Raw genomic sequence first — 22178 nt, 5'->3', positions numbered from 1 at the left:
AGTTGTACTTTTGGGTAAAAAGCATTTCCCAAACAAAGTGATATTTCACAAATAAAAATTAGATACAGGACTTAGATTTGCGAATACCTCGAATCACAGACCAGAACTTGAATCCTGAAACATATGCCTACTTGGTCATTCTTTTCATTATTTTAGTGACTTGTTTGATTGGCATTATGACCAGAACACAGGATTATTTAGCCATACTCTGGCCTGCCAATGCTGCCTTGCTGGCTATGTTCTTACGCTTCCCCCATTTAAACAATATGGGCGGGTGGCTAGGTGCTTTCTGTGCGTTCATGTTTGCCGATTTGGCAACAGGTAATAATCTATTACAAAGCCTGTTTCTAACACTTGCCAACCTGATTAGTACGATTGTATCGCTGTTTTTTATCCGATATTTCCAGATCAATTATAAGTATTACAATACTGGCTTCACTTTCGTGCATATGTTCGGCATCTGTGCATTTGCAGGATGCCTGGCTAGTGCAGTTTTTGCCGTTGCGACCTTACCCAATCTTCCTTATTCCTTTATGACCAAGGAAAATTTATGGATTGATTTTGGGCTGTGGTGGACAGGCGAAATGGTAAATTACATTATTGTCTTGCCGCTTTTTTTAGCCTTTCCTAGAACCAAAGATCTCAAGTATTTATTTAAAAACCGCAGAAAGAAGCAGAACTCTTTTAGTTATCTGCTGCCAGCAGGTACGGTAATCCTGTGTATTATCCTGAGTAATATTTTTGTCGGTCCAGGTGCCCTGCTTTATCCGTTGGCAGCTTTAATCTGGGCAGCACTGACCTATCGCATCTTCACAATTGCAATTATTAATGCCTTTGTAATCATTTTGATGTATTACAGCCTGACCCAGTTTTATGCCACTACACATGATACGCTGGCAGACTCAACCATTTATATCTCATTAAGGATCGGACTGTTTATGCTGGCATTGTCGCCGCTGATCCTGTGTATTATCAGTCAGAACCGTAACGACCTATTTAAACGCGTATTGTATTTGGCCAATCATGACAGTCTGACGCGGACCATGAACCGGCATTTTTTCTTCCAGAAAGGTGAATATTTACTGCAACATTCCAAGAGTGTGCAGTTTTCCCTGATTATGTTGGATATCGACCATTTCAAACGTTTAAATGATCATTTTGGCCATCATGTAGGCGATAAAGTACTGCAACACTTTGCTGAAATCATCCGTTCCAATTTACGTTCTCAGGATCTGTTTGCACGTATTGGTGGTGAGGAATTTGTGATTTTGCTTTGGGATACTAAACCGTCCAAAGCCCAGTTTATTGCCGAGCGTATTCGTGAACTGGTAGCTAAAACGCCAATGTATCAACCTGATGGATCACCTTTGTCGATTACTGTGAGTCTCGGGATTACGCATCAACATGCCCCACTTTCTCAGGATTTACAGCAACTGATCAATACCGCGGATCAGGCCTTATATCAAGCTAAACACTTGGGACGTAATCAGGTGGTGCTTGCATCCTGAACTGAAACCTTCTACAACCTTATAACAATATTAACGCTAGGGAATGCAGATGAAATTTGAAGAATACTTACAATACGATGGGTTAGGACTGGCTGAACTGGTTAAAAATAAACAAGTACATTCAAGTGAACTTTTATCAGTTGCTTTAGAACGCAGTGCAAATATTAATCCTGAAATCAATGCCATTATTATTCCCATGCATGAGCATGCTTTGCAGCGTACCTAGCAAGAACTGTCTGGTCCCTTTGCCGGTGTTCCATTTCTAGTCAAAGACCTGTTTCAGGAATATGCAGGTTATCCGACGTCTTATGGATGTCAGGGTTTAAAGCGCATTGGGTATATAGCTGAAACCAATGCCGAGATTGTTAACCGTTGGGAACAGGCAGGTATTGTGACCTTTGGCCGTACCAACACCCCTGAATTCGGAATTAAAGGCATTACAGAGCCAGATGCCTGGGGAAGCTGTAAAAACCCGTGGAATTTAAGACATAACAGTGGTGGCTCGTCAGGCGGTTCTGCTTCTGCTGTGGCAGCCGGCATTGTGCCAATTGCCGGTGCAGGTGATGGTGGTGGCTCAATTCGTATTCCGGCTTCCTACTGTGGTCTGTTTGGTTTAAAACCAAGCCGTGGACGTACGCCGTGGGGACCGCAAATGAGTGAGGCAATGCACGGTGCTGCCATTCAACATGTACTCACCAAAACTGTTCGGGATAGTGCGGCAATGCTGGATGCCACCCACGGTGAAGATCGCAGTTCGCTGTTTACGATCCAACGTCCGCATACACATTATCTGGAAGTGATTCAGCAACCACCAAAAAAATTAAAAATCGCATTTAATACCCGTTCCAGCATTGATACGCCTGTTTCTCAAGATGCTATTAAAGCGGTAGAACAAACTGCCCGTTTACTGGAATCTTTAGGTCATGCAGTCGTTGAGGATCAACCGCAGATTGATGGTATGCAACTGGCTAAAGATTTTATTACGACGTGGTTTAGCCAGTTTTCTTATATGCTGGACGAAATCCAGAAAGGCTATCCATCCAGATCAGGCGATTTTGAACTGGATTCTCTGGCGCTAGCTGCTTTTGGTGCCAAAACGACGGCAATTGAATATATCCAAAATCTGACCAACTGGGGACAATATGTGACCCAGATGAATCATTTCTTTGATGATTATGATCTCTACCTGACACCAGCCACGGCCACTGTTGCACCCAAAAATGGCGAAGTCAAGACACCAAACTGGCAGAAGCCGATTCTTAAAGCTTTATTAAAAATGAATAAGGCACATTTATTGGCACAAGGTAAGCTGGTCGATCAGATTGTAAAAGAAAACCTAAAATGGGTGCCATTCACTCAGTTAGCCAATATTACCGGCCTTCCAGCAATGTCCGTACCGCTTTACTGGAATGAAGATAACTTACCTTTGGGTTCACAATTTATTGCACCATTTGCTCGTGAAGATTTACTGTTGCAACTGGCCGCTCAATTAGAACAGGCTCAGCCCTGGTTTGATCAATATTCCAAAATCCGCATTTAATTATTCAATCGTATCTTAAACCTGCTTTTGCAGTTCGACTTTGTTGGGTAAGCCAAATACCAGCAATAGGCCCAGCAAGGTCGATAGCGCAGCAGCAATAAAGATTGATGTTCCACCGACCTGATCCCAATAACGACCGGCAAGAATACTCCCACTCGCCACGCCTAAGCCCCACATGGTGCTATACAGTGCCTGTCCACGGCCTTGCTGTCCAGCCGAGAAGTTCTGGAAAATAACCCGCATGGCAATCATATGAAATAAGCCAAAACTCAGGGCATGAATGGTCTGGGCAAAAAACTGTGCCAGAAATAACGATGGAAATAGGCCTACAGTCAGCCATCTTAAACCGGTCATTAACAGGCATAACATCACCAGATGACGCCATGACCAGCGTGTCAGAAAAAATGTAGCGTAGGCAAACATAATGATTTCAGCAATAACCCCAACCGACCAGAGTAATCCGATCTGACTGGTACTGAATCCATTCTGGCTGAGATAGTTACTATAAAAACTATAAAATGGCGCATGTGAAAACAGCATGATCAGTTCAATCAGGAAAAAACTGTATACCACCGGACGCTTGAAGATCGGCCATAAAGCTTCGAGTTTTTTCTGAGCTGTGGGTGCTGCTGTAGGTTCTTTGATGGTAAATGACCAGAGAAAAGCCAGAAATGAAATACAGAGCAATAAGATTGGTAGCATACTGATGCTGATAATTTCAAAAATTGCCCCTAAACCAAATACGCCAATAATAAATCCAATAGATCCCCACTTACGGACTTTGCCATAGAGCTCTGCCCTTTTTTCACCTAACCAGAATAAAGTTACGCCTTCAAACTGAGCCAAAATCGCATTTTGAAAGAAACTGAAAATCAGCATGAGCAAAGCGACTGACTGGAAGCTATTTGGAGTGATAAATAGCATGAACCAGATACAGGCTTCCATCCAGGTAGCTATACGCACCAGCAACATGCGTTTTCCGGATTTGTCTGCAATCCACCCCCAAATAAATGGCGCAAAAAATCGGGTGACAATCGCAATCGAAGATAAAATCCCAATTTCCTGATAATTAAAGCCTTGATCTTCCAGATACAGACTCCAGAAAGGCATGAATGCGCCCACAATCGCATAATAAAAAAAGTAGAAAAAACTGAGTCTGTAATGAATAGCTAGAGATTGCATCAGACTAGATTCTCTTCTATTTCTAATAACTTAAAATAAATATAAGTTGCGCTTAGTTGCATTGATTGGGTCTCGGTTAGATCTCGATAATCTATAAGATAATCATCTATAGATTCTTCAAAGCTCTTTAACTAATTTGAGAAAAGTTAGATTTTAACTTAATACATTAGCTAAATTCTTAATTTATTCTTTTAGTTCAATCATGAGCTTATCAATCGTAATCATTTGATGGTTCTAAGAATTAAAATGACTGAGGTTATGATACTTAGACAGCTCAGCACTGCAAAAATCTAAGTTTTACTTGGACTTTATCTGAAATAGATATTACTGATAAGAAAACCCCTTTTCGAAACTTAGAATAAGAAAGATTCTCATTCTTAAATTTAAATTCTCGATAAGAATGTATTAATATTGTAGTATTTACGTTAATTTTCAATTAATTTTTATGTTAATTTGATCACTCTTTAATATAGAGGAATCTCCTATTCATGAAAACTTATATACTTTATGCATTATTTGGCATTTTTATTTGTATGCTTGTGGCTTTTTTAGCAGTAGCACTAATTTCACACGATATATTTTTCTTAGTAGTTGTAGGTTTACTCGCCATATCGGCATTCCTAGTGTATTTAGAAATCATAGATAAAAAGTACGATCCCTTTAATTTTAAGTAAAAGCTAGGCGATTTATTAAGATTCAAACTCCATTATATAATGGAGTTTTTTTATTTAATTTTTTTCAAACAATCCCGGCATTCTTTCTTACCGTCGCTAATCTCAGTCGCACCATGTAGGCAGAATAAGCAGAATATTAATCGGAGCATACTTTTTTCCAGACAAAAAATAACCCGCCTAACTTGGGGAGGTTAAGCGGGTAGGCTTTAACACGTCATTGTAGTTTTTAACTTGTTCATCATCAATTTTGGAGAACCTTAAAAGTAGCACTTGTTCGCTAGAAAGATTATATAAATGGAAACACAGAAAGAATATAAATGCCAAAAATACTCCGCCTAAAATTACAACTCTTTTGTTTTTCAAAAGATTCAACTTAATTTAAGCACGGGCCTTAGTATGAACCCTTTTGTTTAATAAACCAACAAAAAAGCCCACCTTTCGATGAGCTTCTTCATAGCAACGCTTCTTAAGTCGGGAGTCAATCAAGATAAACTTGAAAAACTGACCCGCAACGCTGGTTGCCAGCTTAAATATAATTTATCACACCTATCGATGCGAAAAAAGCCCACCATTTGGCGAGCTTCTTCATAGTAACACTTCAAACGACGGGAGTGTCACAAGATGAACTTGCTGGACTGATCCGTATAGGCAGTTACCGCCAGAACCCTAATCTATCATACCTATTGATGTAAAAATAGCCTCTTCACAGAACTAGGTGCTACCCTCTTCTTTAATTATAGGTTAATGAAAATATCACTTAGCTATTCTAGTCAAAAAAACCCACATCATTGGGGACGATGTGGGCAGAACTCTAAATTCAAAACGTGGAGATTTTTGAACATATGGTAAAATATAATGAAAATATTGTATGCAGTCAATCACACTTTGATATTAAGTCGATGATTAACAATCATATTGACCGATAAAATAGAAATAAGTCACTTATTCAAATTTCTAGTTAATCTCCGTCTCTTTGACCAGATCTATTACTTAGCTAAGCTATTCAAGCCAGATACCTAGTAAGAAATTAAGCCAAACTTTTCTTTAGGCAATAAAAAAGCCCACATTGCTGTGGGCTCTTCCCCTTTATCATTTTGCGCTGATTCAGGATTGTTGACGAAATGTACAACGGTCAAACAATAGCCAATTCATGACAAATATAAATATATATAGAAATTAAATATATATCCATATATAAAAAGTCTAAATTGTGATCTTTGGAGTCAATAATTTCTAGTATGAACTTGATAAAGCTTTATTTTAGGTAACAAAAAAGCCCATCTTTCGATGAACTTCTGCAAAATAGCACCCAGCAATGAGTGTATTATCAGATCATCTTATCAATCTAATCCACATGACTGGTTGCCCGTATAAGTCTTCCTTATTACACTGATTAATCCAAAGACTTTTCAACACAATTATTTTTCTAAATTGTTGATTCCATCTCGGTGCATAATATTGATGACTATCATCCTGCTATTCACCTTGATCTCTAGTCCAAATCTTTAAGCTTTTAAACGAAATGAGTGATCTAAAAGTCAGCAAGACTTTCCTTCATCATGGAAAATAATAATACTGCGCAAACAGCAAACAAGAGCCCTATCAAAGCAAATAAAGGATCCTGATAAATAAGACCTAAAACCATGAGAGAAACAGCAAGGATGACAAGGAAAATAATGCCGCATATTTTAAAGAGATACATATCCAGAACCTAAAGCAAAAACTATACTTTCAAGAATCAATATTTGTTCCTTTTTTAAATAATTTTTATATTTATCATCTATATAAATTGATCAACATTCTATCTATTTGTACGAAGCCAGAATATGAAATACAGATCTATTCAGTAACCATATTTCGAACAAAATTCAGAAATCCAGACATTAAAAAGCCACTCTAAAAAGTGGCTCAATGATCAAATGTTTTTATTGATATTCAATTATAGCGGTCACTATTTTCAAATAAGAATTTTAATAAATATTCTTTCTTTACCCGAAATAATCACGACATGCATTCCTCCATGAAAGGTCAAAATATTCCTGATCGACCTGCCGTCTTTCAATCAGCACAATATTTTTATTCACTACAATAAACCTCCGATGCTTCATTTCATTCGTAGATTTATCTCTGAAACTAACCTCACCACATTCTCCCTCTTGTTGATGAAATTGAACCAGGTCTGAATTCGGTAAAGCATTCCTTACCATCTCCCTAAATTTTTTTAAATCCTCATCCTGTAGGATCTTAGAGTCAGCTTCTTGCTGTGTATTTGGTTGACTACACCCCAGAAGTATTAAAGCTACAAGAGGCAAGATAATTAGTTTTTTCATAAGCTGTCCTCCTGAGAAAGAGGATCACATTATTTTTAAAGTATGGCTATTATTAAAATGAATAGTTTTGTAAACCATTCAACTTTATCAATAAATTTAATCAGGAAAATTTAGAACAGATGAAAAGGTATAATAGCTAAAAAGAGCTTGCTGTTTCTCTGAAAATATCAAAGTTCTGAATATTATATAAGACTTGTCAGAGATGACTCTACTGAAAGAATGGGAGACCTCACAACCTTTTCTTGCTAGTTGTGAGGCCCTTTAAAGGCATTATTCAACAGAGTTTGCTGCTTGACTGTCTACCTGTTCATTCTGAGGAGTAGGATTGTTTGAACCGTCCTTTTTGTATTTCATTTTCTTATAACAATAACTCGCAAGTACACCTGCACCAATTAACGTTAATAACTTCATCTTTCACCTCATGCTCATAAATGCAAGCCTATATAACTAACATCTATATTTGTAGCTTTCCAAAGCCATTTGGAGTGTTTTTTTAAATAAAAAGTTAAATTATGTATATCTGTATAGATTAAATAAAAGTTTAATCTTTTCATAATATTAAATTTACTTAAAATATTATTGAGTTAAATATTTTTAGGCTCTAAATATATACTTATAAAATAAAAATTCTGCTTGCTGGTCAAAATCCAACTTACGATATTCAAATTGTTTTGCACTTATCTCTCTTATATTTTAATTTTCATGATAGATCATCATGAGAGCGTTCGCCCATGTGTTCAAACTATGAATTCCCCTCAAAAAGCCGTCTCTCTTTATTAGATATTCATGAAGAACAGCTTGAACTGGATATGAAAACACATGTATATCCTTTAGCTCCCGCTCCCATCATTATGCGCGGTGCTGACGAGTTTGAACTGGATATCGCACGTTTCGGACTTATCCCTTCCTGGGCCAAAGAATTAAAATTTGGCCGGCATACTTATAATGCCCGAACTGAAACAGTCGCCTCAAAAGCAAGTTTTCGACATGCCTGGAAAAATAATCAGTTTGCCTTGGTGCCTGTAGATACGTTCTATGAACCCAAATACATTGATGGCAAATCTCATTGGTATGCTATTTCTCGCGAAGACGGTGACCCTGTTACTGTTGCAGCCATTTATGATGATGCAATCATTGAAGGTGAAAAAGTTCGATCTTTTTCAATGCTCACGATTAATGCAAATCAGCATCCTTTTATGAAACAGTTCCATAATCCCAATGATGAAAAACGCTCGATTATTGTGATACCAGAAGAGTCAAGACAGGACTGGCTGCACTGCAATCATGAGGAAGCAAGTGAGTTTTTCTTCGAAATGCGGGATGAATTTATTGCAAAGCCACGAGATCCCCGTTTGTCGGAAAACTGAAATATAAAAGCAGTTTAATTATTAATATCTGATTTTAAATCATTTATTTTATTTGTATAAAAATAAAGCAATCATTACAATCTTGATTAATGTAACAACAATCAAGAAATAGCAGATTTATGACAAATTCGCATGGGGGCTTCAGAATTGGTGCAGGCAGAAAAAAGGCCGAAGAAACCAAAGTAATTCGTGTACCTGAATCTAAAGTCCTGGATATCAAAGCATACTTAAAATCATTAAAAAATGAAAATGAAATCAGTGATATTCGCCAGTTTGATCCTGTTACTCAAATGGAAATTCCTTTAGTTACTGAACGCGTTCAGGCTGGTTTTCCCTCACCCGCTCAAGACTATATTGATAAAAAACTCGACCTGAATGAATTCCTGATCAATAACGCCAATGCCACTTTCATTGTTCGTGCCAATTCGCTGTCAATGTTGAATGCAGGTATTGATATCAATGACGCCCTGATTGTGGATCGTAGCATTGAAGCGCAACATCGAGATATTGTGATTGCCTGTGTAGATAACGAATTTACTGTCAAACGGCTGATTATCGATGTAAAGGGTTGCTGGCTAAAAGCCGAGAATGACGACTATCCCGATATTCATCCTGTAGAAGGTCAGCAATTTGAAATCTGGGGTGTGGTCACCAACGTCATTAAAAAATTCAGATGAAATATCAGCAGGAAATCTATGCGCTGATTGATGTCAATAACTGCTATGTCAGTTGTGAGCGCCTATTCAATCCGAAACTGAATCAGGTACCTGTGATCGTGCTGTCAAATAACGATGGCTGTGTAGTTTCACGTTCGCAGGAAGCAAAAGATCTCGGCATTAAAATGGCTGTTCCATTCTTCCAGATACGCAATATTGTCGAACAGCATCAAGTTCAAGTACTATCCAGCAACTATGCCCTATATGCAGAAATGTCCAAACGTTTTCATTCTATTCTGTCTGAATATGTAGCCCCTGATGAACAGGAAGTTTATTCCATAGATGAATGCTTTCTGAAAATTACAGCTTATGCAAAAGATCATGATTTAACAGAATATGGTCAGGATATGCGACGGCGTATTTTGCAATGGATTGGCCTACCCGTCTGTGTCGGTATTGGTCGTTCCAAAACCGAGGCCAAATTAGCCAACTATATGGCCAAGAAAGCCAAACGCTTTAATGGGGTTTGCGATCTTTCTTCTATGCATCCACAACATAGAGATTACTTCTGGAGCTTGATTGATGTTGCTGAAGTCTGGGGGGTTGGGCGCCAGCAGAGTAAAAAGTTGAAGAACTTAGGTATACATACTGTTCTTGATTTAGCTCAGGCCGATTACCATCGAATCGGAAAATTATTTTCAGTTCTTATGCAAAGAACTGTGATGGAATTACAGGGAATTTCCTGTATTGAACTGGAACAGGCGTGCCAGCCCAAGAAGCAGATTATTTCTTCACGCTCATTTGGTTGCCGAGTAACAGATCTTGAAGCTTTAACGGAGGCTATGAGTGATTACCTGCAAAATGCCGTCAAACGCTTGAGAGAAGATCAATCCTTATGTGGTTGCATCATTGCTTTCGCTCAATCCAATCCTTTTGACAAGAACAGATCCTTTTATCATAAATCTATCGATATCGCTTTTCCTGAACCTACTGATTCTGCTGTTGTCATGAACCGGGCATTAATGCAACAGATGCATGAACTGTTTTCAGAAGGTGTTGAGTTTAAAAAATGTGGGGTTATTCTAACGGCGCTTGAACCTAAATCGGCCTATGTCTATGACTTGCTCTCGGACCATGCTCAAATCGAGAAAAATGAGAAGCTTCAACAAGCGCTAGAAAAAGTAAAAGAAAGATTTGGGGATCAAAAGCTGGCAATTGGAGCAGCTAAAATTCCTGACCGGAGCTGGGCCATGTCTCAACAGTATCTAAGCCAGAATTATTTTAGTTGGGATGGACTGTTAAAGATTGATCGTTAATTTCATCTTCCCAGTAAGGTAAAGCAGAAATTTTCCGAAACTTAAATCAAAATCTAAAAAGCCCTAAATTCAATTAGGGCTTTCTGATATCAATATCTTACTTTTGCTCCCTCAGCGGATGCTCAGGCTCGGCATTAGGCTTTTTCTCAGGCTTTACACCCTTATAGGTTGCTTGATTGCCTTTATCATCATTAGATTCTTTTTGCGGATTATCTTCTTGCTCTGTTTGGTGTTCTGCATGAGTTGTCATATATATTCCCTTTCCTCTAGATGCTTAGAAAATTATTAGGACATATAAGGTTAAACATCAATAATATTTATGTTTTCCATACATTTTAATAAACATATATTCTTCTAATCAGAGCTTATATAGACTTCTTGTTCTAATCAAAATCTGTCTGGCTGTGCAACCTGCTTCCAGAAAGCACAGCTCATAGATCAATTTAAAATTTGGTTTCTTATTACTTAAAAGAAAGTATCTGCAGAAACGTTAAAACGTTCAGACAAAGCTTTAATATGGCGGATATTGAGCTGACGTTTACCATTCAGAATTTCAGAAATGACCGACTGGGTAGCTATATCAGATAGGTCTGATTGGCTGAGGCCATGCTGTTCCATCAGGAAAGCGAGTGCAGTACGACCATCGCCTTCTGGCATCGGCAAATGTTCATGTTCATAAGCTGAGACTAAATCACCCAGTTGAAGAATCAGTCCCATTAAGGGATGCGACTCATCATCACCTACAATATCCAGAAGTTCATCTAAAGCTTCAGTAAGGGTATTAAAGTCTTCTTCAGTTTCTGGCTTGCTGAGCAAAGGTGCAACATAACGCCAGTGATCAACGGCCTGTTTAATCATTGCATTCATATTAAGCCTCCTTCCAATGACCTTTGTCATATTCCTGATGGGATAAGACATGGCGAATATAGACACGTTTTGCCTGATACATCACAACTGCGATCAACCTGATCTTGTTGCCACCAATATCAAAGACATGAAATTTCCCGACTTTATCGACTGCGGGAAATAATCGTTTCATGTCGGCAAAGTCCTTAGGATCATTGGCCTTGATAATTCGATACCAACCATCCAATGCAGTTTCAGCGTGTGGCCACTTTTGCATTGCTTCCAGAATCCGAGCGTGAGTGATCACATGCATAATTATTTATCGCATTTTGCTATATTCAGAGTATAACCTAAATATCGCATATTGCAATAACACTTAAAGCATGAATTTAGTTGAGATGGATATTAGTAGGATCAAATAATAAGCTAAAAATAAGTAAATTCTTATTTTTAATAATCTTTATTAATTAACTGTCAATAATTTATAAAAATATAGCGCTGATATGTTGGTTCTATTTTCAAATATCAATAATAAAAAATGAAAACCCCGTCGAGCTATATCAAACGGGGGTTCAACATCCATCTATACCGCGAAGGTCTAGAGAGTTAATTTAAATCTTTCAAGCAATCACGACACTTTTTGACTTCGAAATCATCGACTGTGTAATCAATTTCAGTCGCACCATGAAGACCAAATAAACAACATATAAATTGGAACATGTGTTTCTCCTGACTGTGAACAGCTCGATCATGGATCGAGCTTAGTTGCTTTAAAGATAATGGCTTACAGCTCCACGATTTATTTACCTTGAAACGATTGAATCACTCACCTGTACTGCGATCGCACAGGCAAGCTATAGCCTCTAAATTTGTACACTCTCTTCATGTTTTGGCGCTTGGTCTTTGGTACCCTGATCCTTGCTCATCATCCGGCACATTTTTTCTTTGCAAGATTTAAAGCAACATCCCACCATGACACCCATACCAAATGCACAGATACATCTCATCATAGCTCTACCCTGTCTTTTCATGAAAAGAGATATATAAATAACATCTATTCATGTTTCACACTTGAACGTATTTTCAGGTTTTATGTTGTATATGAAAACTTATGTGAAGGATAAATATCGGAGAATCATCTGATTTAGACATATTTATGATCTAAAAAATGGGCCCTGTTTAACTGTCTAGATTAAACAAGGCTTTTTAACTTGCTGATTTTAAATTATTTTATCTGAGTTGTTATAGTGGTGATAAAGTACCACTTGTCATGCATCTAATATGTATATGAAATATAGAGGCTATTTTACCAAATGTTGAATATAGGTTATGTTTTATATTTTATTGGCTATTTTTCATCAACTTAGATGCAATTAAATACAAAAAACTTTGATTCATTCAGTTTTCATTCAATCAAGTGAGTCATAAAAGCAGAGATGCAACTTATACATATTGGTAGATATTTTATTTATTTTATCAAAGTCCTTTTAATTTTCTATTTTCTCAGCTGTCAATGAGTTTAAAGGCAGGTGCTCTTTCACTCATTTCTCTTTATAATTTTTCCAACGACTGATAACAATATATTGTTGCCATGAAAATATCACTATTCATAATTACCCTATTGGCATTGGCGATCACAGGCTGCCAGAAACAACAGGCAGATGTATCAGCTGAACCTGATCCAGCAGTGAAAGCTCAGTTTGAACAATCAGATGCCCGATTGAGTGCTTATTTAGATAAATTAGATTCTTCTACTATTAGCCTTGAGGAAAGAACACATATTTTATGTGAGGATTATCCTAAAGAATATAAAACTCATTATATGCCGGCCCTAATAAAACTAATGCCACAAGAATATGAGGAGCAGGAATTACTGAAAGATCTGAAAAATGCGCTCGACTTTTATAAAGTAAAAGCCAATATTCAATGCTGATTTATTCTGAACAATAAAAAAACCGCCTTAAAGAAGGCGGTTTTTTGTAGAGATTACACAGCTTAGATATGAACGCTGCAGCTTTGACTAATCTTATTGATTACGCAAATTTTGCTGCTGGTTATCTTGTTGTGGCTGTTGCTGTTGTTGCTGATTGCGTTGCTGGTCCTGTTGGCCCTGCTGACGCTGTTGGTTTTGCTGTCCCTGCGGCTGTTGTTGCTGCTGGTTCGGCTGTTGCTGATTTTGATTCTGGTTTTGCTGACGTTGTTGGTCTTGCTGTTGCTGTTGTTGTTGGTTCTGTTGGTCTTGCTGATTTTGCTGTTGATTATTAGCCATGGTGTAACTCCTTACTATTTGCTTTAAATCGCCGATGATTAGGTTTCGACTTAATATTTACTCTACCTATTTTTAAAAATTCGCCAAGTTATTACCTGTTACATATTAATTCAATGTAAAAAAAGGTAAGTTAAGTAATTGAAGTCTGGATTTATAAGAAACATAAATTACTTTTAATAATAGAATAAACACATATTGAAAGCTTTCTATCTTTTATAAATTTTATTTTTCAATTAAAGTCATAACTTAATCAAAAAATTGTATATAAACTTAAATTTAAAATAAAATTTAGAAATACATTTTGCTACTTATATAAAATATTATTATATTTATAAGATATTGAATTTTATTAATTATTTAAAATTATAATTTCTTATACATGTTTAACCTAATTTTCTAAAAATTAGATCATTAAATATAAAAACGAAAAAAACCATTTTTAACTAGCAGAATATATTACATAGAATCACAAATAAGGCCTTTTCAGTTGCCAATTTACCTTGACTTTATATTTTTAAAATTATTTTTAGATTTTTTTATAAAATCTAATAAAATTTTATTTTAACGACCTTTATCCAATAAATAAGCCTCTTATTTTAAGAGGCTTATTTTTAATAAGTTATTTTTAGATTGCGACCACTTTTACAATAATGGTTTGGCTTTCTTCTTGCTCTTCGGCTAGATATAAACGCTTTAATTCTTTGCTTTTAACTTTAAACTTTAAATTCTGGTAGTGAATGATGCTTGGGATCTGATCAAAATATTGACCATCTGCCTCAATTTCTTCCTGAAATAAAGGAGTACCCAGTTGATAATCTAGACTTTTTAATACGGAATACTTTACTGTGGTTTTCATTCTTACAACCTACTTTCCTTACGCACTTTATTTTTATTTTTACCACTGATTAGAGCAAGTTAAAACCATTAATTTCAAATATTGTCCAAGCATTAAGCAATCAATTCAATAACTGCCAAACTTACGTTTGGAATACTAAAATTACAAAAATATTTTACCTTTCATCATAATAAAGAAATAATCTCACAGTTGATACAAAAGCAAAATGGGACTACATTGGAATAAAGATTACCTTCTAAGACAAAATAGACATTATGATTAAAACATGTTGTGGCCTGCTGGAACAAAGAAACATCAAGATTGCTTTTATTGAAAGTGCAAGTTCTGGCTATTTAACCAGTCAGTTTTCAATTTGCAAAAATGAAGGTGCTGAAATCTTGCTGGGTGGTCTAGTGTGCTACGATCCGTCTGTGAAGATTAATGTCTTGGGAATTTCTCCGAATCTGATTAGTACCCATTCAGCTGAATCCATGCCTGTAACGGTTGCTCTGGCTGAGGCAGGCAAAAAAATGTTTCAGGAAGCTGACTGGATTATTGCCTGTACTGGCCTGCTTAAACCAGGCGGTAGTGCGACACCTGATAAACCGGAAGGTACTTTCTTCGCTACTGTTTATGATGGTCTTCAGACTCACCAGTTCCAGTATTATATTAAAGGCACTCCACAGGAACGTCTCAATAAACTGGCAGCCGTCATCGCACATGACATGATTAATCTACTCAACACCTAAAGCCAAAACTGTTCATATGAGTGCTGATCAAACTTCATTATTTCTACTGTATTTATAGTTAAATTATTTCTATAAAAGTACGTTTCTTTAATGAGGCCTGATCAGTGATGAAAATAAGAATTGCAGCCCTTTTGCTCGCCCTTGGCATTCCCGTATCCGCTTTCGCCACTGTCGGTGGCCCACAGAATATTGAAGTTTTGGGTTATGAAGTCAAAGACCAGAAACTTTATCTGTTGCGGCATTATCTCGATGGTCGCGGACGCCTACCTCAACTGTATTATTATAATTTTAAATCCAAAACTCCGAATCAGCTAATTCAGGTAAATTCCCTGTATATCAATCCGCAAACCAAGCAGATTGACTATGATCAGAACAGTCGCAAATTTGATCAGGAAATTGCCAAAATTAAAAAGCGACTAATTCCGCTGGTACCACTGAGAAAGCAAGCCATCCAGCTTAAGCTATTAAAGACCAGCAAAGGTACCGCCCCTGCATGGCATGACCCTAAACAGAAAGTTCCAAAATGGACTTATCAATATCGAGTGCAATCTGGCCAGTATAAAAGTCCTGTTCAACAAGCAGTCAGCTATAAAGCAGATTTAAGATTAAACCAGACTTATAAAGTACCGAAACAGAATAAAATACTGGTGACGGTAAAATACTTAGGCCTCCCATTCGAAACCGGTTATCATATTGAAGATCCAGCATTATTAAGTCGTTAAACTAACGTCAATAAACAATCAGCAAAAAAATAAGGCCTCATAGAGACCTTATTTTTTATATTTAGAATATTTCTGGCTTATGCAGCAGAAGTGCGCTCAGCAATTGGAACCACTTTACGCAATTCTGGACCGGTATAATCCGCGCTCGGACGGATAATACGGTTATCTGCACGTTGTTCCATCACATGCGCCGCCCAACCTGTGACGCGTGACATCACAAAGATTGGCGTAAACAGTTTAGTTGGAATACCCATAAAGTGATAAGCAGAAGCATGGAAAAAATCTGCATTACAGAACAGTTTTTTCTCGCGCCACATGACTTCTTCACAACGCACTGAAACTGGATACAGTACAGTATCACCTACATCTTTTGCCAGTTTCTCAGACCACTGCTTGATAATGCCATTACGCGGATCATTGTCCTTATAAATCGCATGACCAAAGCCCATGATTTTTTCTTTACGCTCCAGCATGCCCAGCATTTCGCGCTCAGCTTCTTCTGGAGATTTCCAGTTTTCAATCATATCCATTGCCGCTTCATTGGCACCACCGTGTAATGGGCCACGTAGTGAACCAATTGCACCGGTAATACATGAATGCAAGTCAGACAAAGTGGATGCACAAACACGCGCTGTGAAGGTTGAAGCATTAAATTCATGCTCTGCGTACAGAATCAGGGATACATTCATCACCTGTTCATGCAGCTGATTTGGCTTCTTGCCATGTAGCAAATGAAGGAACTGAGCACCGATTGAATCATCATCGGTATTTTCATCAATGCGTACGCCGTCATGGCTATAGCGATACCAATAGCAGATAATTGCTGGTAGCGTCGCCAGAATACGGTCTGCAACATCCTGTTGCTGATCAAAAGACTGTTCAGTTTCAAGGTTGCCCAGCATCGATACGCCAGTACGCATCACATCCATTGGATGTGAGTCCGCTGGAATGCGCTCAAGTACTTCTTTCAATGCTTGTGGCAGTACACGCAAAGATTTCAGTTTTGCTTTATAGGCTGCCAACTGTTCTGAAGTTGGTAATTCACCAAAGAAAATCAGGTAAGCGACTTCTTCAAACTGACAGTTTTCTGCCAGATCTTGTACGTCATAGCCGCGATAGGTCAGGCCTGCACCACTTTTGCCTACTGTTGAAAGTGCAGTTTTGCCTGCGACTTGTCCGCGCAATCCTGCGCCAGTGAGTACTTTTCCTTCAGCCATTGTTTTAATTCTCCTGCTTGAACAGTTTATCTAATGTGTTTTCGAAGCTGTGATAATCTAAAAATTCGTATAATTCTTTACGCGGTTGCATTTTATCCAGAACATGCACCTGTGTACCATTTTCACGCACTGAGCGCATCACTTCCAGTGCCGCTTTTTGCATCGCACGGGTGGCTGATAGCGGGTAAAGTACCATGCGAATACCCTGCTCAGCCAGTTCTTCAGTGGTGTAATATGGGGTATCACCAAATTCGGTAATATTGGCCAATACTGGGACACCAACTGCATCACATACGGTGCGATACATCGTAATATCCGTCATTGCCTCAGCAAAAATGGCATCTGCACCTGCTTCGACACAGGCACAAGCACGGTCAATCACTGCCTGCAGACCTTCTTTCTGTAATGCATCGGTACGTGCCATCACCACAAAGTTTGAATCGGTTTTAGCATCGACTGCCGCCTTGATCCGGTCAACCATTTCCTGTTGGGTCACAATTTCCTTATTCGGACGATGACCACAACGCTTTTGCGCAACCTGGTCTTCGATATGCACAGCTGCAGCGCCAGCAGCAATCATCTGCTTGATGCTACGTGCGATGTTAAATGCACCGCCCCAGCCTGTATCGATATCGACCAGTAAGGGTGTATCTACACGTTCAGTAATGCGACGCACATCTTCCAGAACATTATCCAGACTGGTCATGCCTAGATCAGGTAGACCGTAAGAATAGTTGGCAACACCGGCACCAGAGAGATAAATGGCTTTATAACCGACCTGTTTGGCCATCATGGCAGCATAGGCATTCACTGTGCCCATAATTTGTAATGGTTTTTCGACTTCAAGCGCTTGTCTAAACTTTAAACCTGCAGACATTTGTTCTGTCATCTTCCCTTCCACAGTCTTGGCTATAATTATTGAGATTTGAGTATACCGATTTGAAACCATGATGCTATAAGCCAATAGAATAAAAACTCTAAAACTTTAGTCAAACTTTTAAGTTTTACTTGATTCATTGAATAAATTCCGCCTTCATCCGGTCCGATTGTGAAATCTGCGGATATATTTGTTATGATGAACTACCAAGTTTATATAACCTGTTGATATACCATCCTCTATGCAAAACCTTGTTCATCTGGAACCACTCGCCAAAGATCTGCCACAAACCAAACGTGGTCATGAGCGCTCCGTTGCGCTGCTGGTCTCTGCGACCGAACTGTTTCTGGAACATGGTTATGATGCAGTTTCTCTTGATGATATTGTCCAGCATGCAGGCGGTTCCAAGGCTTCTATTTATAAGTACTTTGGCAACAAAGAAGGCTTGTTTAAGGCCATTTGCGATTATCGTCGTATCAAGTTTTTTGAAGATATCAGTATTCCGATCGAGCTGATGGCTCTGGATTTTCGTAGTTATCTGGTACATACGCTGCTTAATTTTTATCATCAGATCATGCAACCGGAAAATTCAGCCTTTATGCGTCTGGTGCTGGAACAGAGTCAGCGTAATCCGGAACTCGCGCAGCATATTCATGAACGAGGCCCAGTACATGTACAAAGTGCGATTGCCACGGCTTTAGAACAAGCAGATGCGCAAGGTTTATTGCATTGCGAGAATCCGCAATATTCGGCCCAGTTATATTTTGGCATCTTGCGTAATCTGGAATGGCGGATTCTGATGGGAATTCCGGTACAGGAAGATGATCAGGAAATCGACAAATACATCAGTTATTGTGTGGATCGATTTTTAGACGGTCATCAAAAAGTCTAGTTTTTTTTGCATTTTTCATTGCTTATAGTATATTAGCCGATTCCGTATTTTTTCTTAAACTAACCAACAACTGATTGTTGATCGAGTTTTTCGGCAATTATTGTGGAGTAACGAATGGCTCTCCGTCACTTTCTCACCTTACGCGATTTATCAACTTTAGAACTTAACCAGATTTTGCAACGCGCAATTGAGCTTAAGCGCAAACAGCATAACAATGAAGTGTTCCAACCATTTGTTGGTAAAGTGATGGGTATGATTTTTGAAAAATCGAGTACCCGTACGCGTGTTTCGTTTGAAGCTGGCATGAGCCAATTTGGTGGTAGCGCAATTTTCCTGTCTTCACGCGATACCCAACTGGGTCGCGGTGAGCCAATTGAAGATTCTGCACGTGTGATTTCCAGCATGCTGGATATTGTGATGATCCGCACTTTCGGTCACGATATCGTAGAACGTTTTGCTTCTTATTCAAAAGTTCCAGTGATCAACGCTTTGACTGATGATCATCACCCTTGCCAGTTACTTGCTGACATGCAGACTTATCTGGAACATCGCGGTTCGATCGAAGGTAAAACTGTTGCCTGGATCGGCGATGGCAATAATATGTGTAACTCTTATATCGAAGCAGCGCACATGTGGGGCTTCAAGCTAAAAGTGGCTGCACCGAAAGGCTATGAGCCTCAAGAACAGTTCCTGTCTGAATTCGCACACTGTGTAGAACTGGTCGATACTGCTGAAGATGCAGCAGTCAATGCCGACCTGATCGTCACTGACGTTTGGGCAAGTATGGGCCAGGAAGAAGAACAGAAAATCCGTGAAAAAGCTTTTGCAGATTATCAGGTGAATGAACGCCTAATGGATCTTGCACACCCAGACTGCCTGTTCATGCATTGCTTACCTGCGCATCGTGGTGAAGAAATTTCTGAAAACATGCTGGACCACAAAAATGCTGTGGTTTGGGATGAAGCAGAAAACCGCCTTCATGCACAAAAAGCACTGGTTGAATTCCTGTTGAATGAAAACCTGAAAAAAGACTGATTCCTTCAAAAAATCTTCACAAATTAAGCACCAATCTCTGGTGCTTTTTTTGTTTCAGCTCTTATAATCAGAATTGAAATGACATAAAAAGTGATGCGATACAATGCAAAAAAAATATTGGACTTTGGCACTCCTGGCAGGTTTTAGTAGTGCTGCTTTACCGGTGTATGCTTCTGAATTCGACCAGTATCTCCAAGGAAAAGGCATTCTGGACAGCAAGTTTAAAATTGAGAAAAAAGCTGAGCTGAACGAGCTGCTTACCGTGCTAAGTGCGGAAGATTCCAAGACTTTACCGCTACAGATCGATCAGAATACAATCATAGAGCAGTTACAACTTACAGCCAATAAAACCACGCTTAAAGGCATGATCACGACACCCGACTTTAGCCAGTTTGAGAAAGACTTAGGCCGTAAAGAAGTTCTTAAAGTGATTCGTAATAATCTTCTAAATAACTGCCAGATCTTTTTTGAACATCGCTATCAGATCGTCAATCCTTATAAAATTGAACTTAGCCTCAGCTCCCAAACACACACTTATAATGTAGATCTCTCCCAAAAAGACTGTAATGTAAAATAATCTTGTCTAGAATCAATAAAGGCAGCTTTGGCTGCCTTTTATATTTGGCGGATTCAAGCGGCAAGTGCAACAGTATAAAAACCAGCCATAACTTCACTCGGTGTATACCAACCTAGTGTTTTTCTAGGACGATGGTTGAGTGAAAATTCTATCTGCTCTATTTCATCGTTTGACACGTCATCAAACGATGATGATTTTGGCAGATATTGCCGGATTAAACCATTCGTATTTTCATTTCTAGCTCGCTGAATAGACTTGTAAGGATCAGCAAAATAAGTATCTATGCCGACATCAGTAATTCTTTTGTGTTCGGCAAATTCCTTTCCATTATCAAATGTTACACTATAAGCATGGCTCATTCGTAAACGATCTAATGCACAAGTAATCGTTTTAGAGGATTCTCTCGTTGGCCCTAAATGAACAATATGTACGTACAGGCTCTTTCGATCAACGAGGGTTAATAAAGCTCCTTTATGATGTTTACCAATTACCGTATCACCTTCGAAATCTCCTAAACGTTGTCGCTGATCAATGACCTGGTCTCGGCAATGAATACTTGTTTTATCAATGATTTGACCCCTACGATCCGTGTTTTTGTAACCGCGTTTTCGATATTTCTTCTGATGCCTTAAATGTAGATGAAGTTTACCGCCTTTTGATTTATCTTGATAAATGTACTGGTAAATCCACTCATGTGAAGGTATATCCAGCTAACCGCGTTGTGTTAAAGCACCTGAAATTTGTTCGGGTGACCAGTCCAAACCAATCAAATAATCAATATAAGCGAAGGCAAATGCTGTCATTGATGATGAAGGACGGTACCGTCTTTGACTTGCAAATTTAGCTGCCTGTTGAGCTCTATATCCACGTTGCCCAGTATTTCTTTTTAATTCACGGTAGATGGTTGATCGTGAACGTCCTAATTCCCGAGCAAGGGTAGCGATTGAACTTTTACTTTTCAAAGTAGCATAAATTTCGTATCTTTCATCTTGAGAAAGTTGGGTGTATTTCTTCATTGTGTGCTTTCCAATTGCGAGTTGAAAAAGTCTAATGATTCTATGAATACACCTAACTTTTTCAACTAACTACAAATGTGTTGCACTTGGGATTTGAATCCACGTTTTGATAAATTCTATTTTGGTAAATACAAACAGACGGTCAACGGATCAAACCTTGTGGCTGTAATATAATAATCAGTGCTCCTAGAATGACCACAATTCCCCCAAGCAGGTCCCAACGTGAAAGGCTAACCTGATCAATGAATCTCAGCCACATTAATGCTGAGAAAATATAGATTCCCCCATAAGCAGCATAAATACGCCCAGAAGCGGCAGGATGCAAAGTCAAAAGCCAGACAAAAGCAGCTAAAGCTAATGCGGTTGGAATCCATAACCACTGACTCTTAGCCTGATTTAAAATCAGGTAGGGAAAATAACAGCCCAAAATTTCCATCAATGCCGTCAATAAAAATAGAAAAAACGTAGTTAAAAGTTTGCTAATCTGAATATCCATATATTTCGCTAAATCAGAAACTCTTTAAACCAAGAGTACATAAATTAAGGGTAAATAAAACAACAAAACCCGTG

General features: G+C 38.4%; 22 protein-coding genes and 2 pseudogenes. 11 read left to right on the top strand and 13 right to left on the bottom strand.

All coding sequences use genetic code 11. The annotated features are described in order from the left end of the window. Nucleotides 1-77 precede the first annotated feature (77 nt). A complete protein-coding gene (locus tag O4M77_RS06965; RefSeq protein WP_180031401.1) occupies nucleotides 78-1508 on the top strand; it encodes a diguanylate cyclase in 1431 nt (476 codons plus the stop codon). A 49-nt stretch (nucleotides 1509-1557) separates the two neighbouring features. Continuing rightward, nucleotides 1558-3048, top strand: a pseudogene (locus O4M77_RS06960) (amidase). A gap of 15 nt (nucleotides 3049-3063) precedes the next feature. Here the strand turns inward: O4M77_RS06960 and O4M77_RS06955 are convergent. From O4M77_RS06955 to O4M77_RS06945, 3 genes are all read right to left on the bottom strand, one after another. Next, complete coding sequence (locus O4M77_RS06955) at nucleotides 3064-4230, bottom strand: MFS transporter (protein ID WP_323714056.1); 1167 nt, start codon at nucleotides 4228-4230, stop codon at nucleotides 3064-3066. Between the two features lie 2662 nt (nucleotides 4231-6892). Further along, nucleotides 6893-7234, bottom strand: a complete 342-nt coding sequence (locus O4M77_RS06950; protein ID WP_034170370.1) for a hypothetical protein — start codon at nucleotides 7232-7234, stop codon at nucleotides 6893-6895. A 270-nt stretch (nucleotides 7235-7504) separates the two neighbouring features. After that, nucleotides 7505-7645 carry a hypothetical protein gene (locus tag O4M77_RS06945; protein WP_323714055.1) on the bottom strand — a complete coding sequence of 47 codons (141 nt, stop codon included), beginning with the start codon at nucleotides 7643-7645 and terminating at the stop codon, nucleotides 7505-7507. 320 nt (nucleotides 7646-7965) lie between these two features. Here O4M77_RS06945 and O4M77_RS06940 point away from each other — a divergent pair, with 320 nt between their 5' ends. The 3 genes from O4M77_RS06940 to O4M77_RS06930 all read left to right on the top strand — a co-directional run bounded on the left by O4M77_RS06940 (nucleotide 7966) and on the right by O4M77_RS06930 (nucleotide 10573). After that, nucleotides 7966-8601: an SOS response-associated peptidase gene (locus O4M77_RS06940; RefSeq protein WP_323714054.1), complete on the top strand. Its 636-nt coding sequence runs from the start codon at nucleotides 7966-7968 to the stop codon at nucleotides 8599-8601. A gap of 119 nt (nucleotides 8602-8720) precedes the next feature. Beyond that, a complete protein-coding gene (locus O4M77_RS06935) occupies nucleotides 8721-9278 on the top strand; it encodes a translesion error-prone DNA polymerase V autoproteolytic subunit (protein WP_323714053.1) in 558 nt (185 codons plus the stop codon). Further along, nucleotides 9275-10573, top strand: coding sequence for a Y-family DNA polymerase (locus O4M77_RS06930; RefSeq protein WP_214001275.1), 1299 nt, complete (start codon nucleotides 9275-9277; stop codon nucleotides 10571-10573). The genes O4M77_RS06935 and O4M77_RS06930 overlap by 4 nt, the downstream gene beginning before the upstream one ends. Nucleotides 10574-10670: 97 nt before the next feature. Here O4M77_RS06930 and O4M77_RS06925 read toward each other — a convergent pair whose 3' ends face one another. The 4 genes from O4M77_RS06925 to O4M77_RS06910 form a co-directional block, all read right to left on the bottom strand. Then, entirely contained in the window at nucleotides 10671-10823 is a 153-nt protein-coding gene (locus O4M77_RS06925; protein WP_171431294.1) for a hypothetical protein, read from the bottom strand. A 215-nt stretch (nucleotides 10824-11038) separates the two neighbouring features. Beyond that, nucleotides 11039-11440, bottom strand: coding sequence for a helix-turn-helix domain-containing protein (locus tag O4M77_RS06920; protein WP_004785978.1), 402 nt, complete (start codon nucleotides 11438-11440; stop codon nucleotides 11039-11041). 1 nt (nucleotide 11441) lies between these two features. Next, a complete protein-coding gene (locus tag O4M77_RS06915) occupies nucleotides 11442-11732 on the bottom strand; it encodes a type II toxin-antitoxin system HigB family toxin (RefSeq protein WP_034706646.1) in 291 nt (96 codons plus the stop codon). A gap of 550 nt (nucleotides 11733-12282) precedes the next feature. Further along, nucleotides 12283-12429, bottom strand: coding sequence for a hypothetical protein (locus O4M77_RS06910; protein ID WP_179992345.1), 147 nt, complete (start codon nucleotides 12427-12429; stop codon nucleotides 12283-12285). 581 nt (nucleotides 12430-13010) lie between these two features. Here O4M77_RS06910 and O4M77_RS06905 point away from each other — a divergent pair. Beyond that, nucleotides 13011-13352 (top strand): hypothetical protein, encoded by a 342-nt coding sequence (locus tag O4M77_RS06905; protein ID WP_323714052.1) that lies wholly within the window; start codon nucleotides 13011-13013, stop codon nucleotides 13350-13352. A 93-nt stretch (nucleotides 13353-13445) separates the two neighbouring features. Here O4M77_RS06905 and O4M77_RS06900 read toward each other — a convergent pair whose 3' ends face one another. Both O4M77_RS06900 and O4M77_RS06895 read right to left on the bottom strand, forming a co-directional pair. Next, nucleotides 13446-13688 (bottom strand): hypothetical protein, encoded by a 243-nt coding sequence (locus O4M77_RS06900; protein WP_034705379.1) that lies wholly within the window; start codon nucleotides 13686-13688, stop codon nucleotides 13446-13448. A 625-nt stretch (nucleotides 13689-14313) separates the two neighbouring features. Next, a complete protein-coding gene (locus O4M77_RS06895) occupies nucleotides 14314-14544 on the bottom strand; it encodes a hypothetical protein (protein ID WP_034702487.1) in 231 nt (76 codons plus the stop codon). Between the two features lie 254 nt (nucleotides 14545-14798). On the opposite strand from O4M77_RS06895, the gene O4M77_RS06890 reads away from it, so the two are divergent. Further along, nucleotides 14799-15272 (top strand): CinA family protein, encoded by a 474-nt coding sequence (locus O4M77_RS06890; protein ID WP_323714051.1) that lies wholly within the window; start codon nucleotides 14799-14801, stop codon nucleotides 15270-15272. Nucleotides 15273-15379: 107 nt separating this feature from the next. Continuing rightward, the gene (locus O4M77_RS06885; protein WP_323714092.1) at nucleotides 15380-15994 is read left to right on the top strand and encodes an aminotransferase; all 615 of its coding nucleotides are present in this window, start codon (nucleotides 15380-15382) and stop codon (nucleotides 15992-15994) included. A 77-nt stretch (nucleotides 15995-16071) separates the two neighbouring features. Here the strand turns inward: O4M77_RS06885 and prpC are convergent, their stop codons facing one another. Continuing rightward, entirely contained in the window at nucleotides 16072-17211 is a 1140-nt protein-coding gene (gene prpC / locus O4M77_RS06880; RefSeq protein ID WP_005235399.1) for a 2-methylcitrate synthase, read from the bottom strand. 4 nt (nucleotides 17212-17215) lie between these two features. After that, complete coding sequence (gene prpB / locus O4M77_RS06875) at nucleotides 17216-18100, bottom strand: methylisocitrate lyase (protein WP_004785998.1); 885 nt, start codon at nucleotides 18098-18100, stop codon at nucleotides 17216-17218. A gap of 229 nt (nucleotides 18101-18329) precedes the next feature. Between prpB and O4M77_RS06870 the strand changes: the two genes are divergently transcribed. The 3 genes from O4M77_RS06870 to O4M77_RS06860 all read left to right on the top strand — a co-directional run bounded on the left by O4M77_RS06870 (nucleotide 18330) and on the right by O4M77_RS06860 (nucleotide 20592). Further along, on the top strand, nucleotides 18330-18980 hold the full coding sequence (locus O4M77_RS06870; protein WP_323714050.1) for a TetR/AcrR family transcriptional regulator: 651 nt from the start codon (nucleotides 18330-18332) through the stop codon (nucleotides 18978-18980). Nucleotides 18981-19094: 114 nt separating this feature from the next. Beyond that, nucleotides 19095-20015 carry an ornithine carbamoyltransferase gene (gene argF, locus O4M77_RS06865; protein WP_004786004.1) on the top strand — a complete coding sequence of 307 codons (921 nt, stop codon included), beginning with the start codon at nucleotides 19095-19097 and terminating at the stop codon, nucleotides 20013-20015. Nucleotides 20016-20118: 103 nt separating this feature from the next. Further along, a complete protein-coding gene (locus tag O4M77_RS06860) occupies nucleotides 20119-20592 on the top strand; it encodes a hypothetical protein (RefSeq protein WP_179992341.1) in 474 nt (157 codons plus the stop codon). Nucleotides 20593-20645: 53 nt separating this feature from the next. Here the strand turns inward: O4M77_RS06860 and O4M77_RS06855 are convergent. Beyond that, a pseudogene (locus O4M77_RS06855) lies at nucleotides 20646-21608 on the bottom strand (IS30 family transposase). Between the two features lie 142 nt (nucleotides 21609-21750). Continuing rightward, on the bottom strand, nucleotides 21751-22104 hold the full coding sequence (locus O4M77_RS06850) for a YnfA family protein (protein WP_159122730.1): 354 nt from the start codon (nucleotides 22102-22104) through the stop codon (nucleotides 21751-21753). Between the last annotated feature and the right edge of the window lie 74 nt (nucleotides 22105-22178).

This window comes from Acinetobacter sp. YWS30-1, from assembly GCF_033558715.1.
In the GTDB taxonomy this organism is placed as follows: domain Bacteria; phylum Pseudomonadota; class Gammaproteobacteria; order Pseudomonadales; family Moraxellaceae; genus Acinetobacter.
The sequence above is the reverse complement of the archived record's forward strand: the minus strand, read 5'-3'. Positions and strand labels throughout refer to the sequence as shown.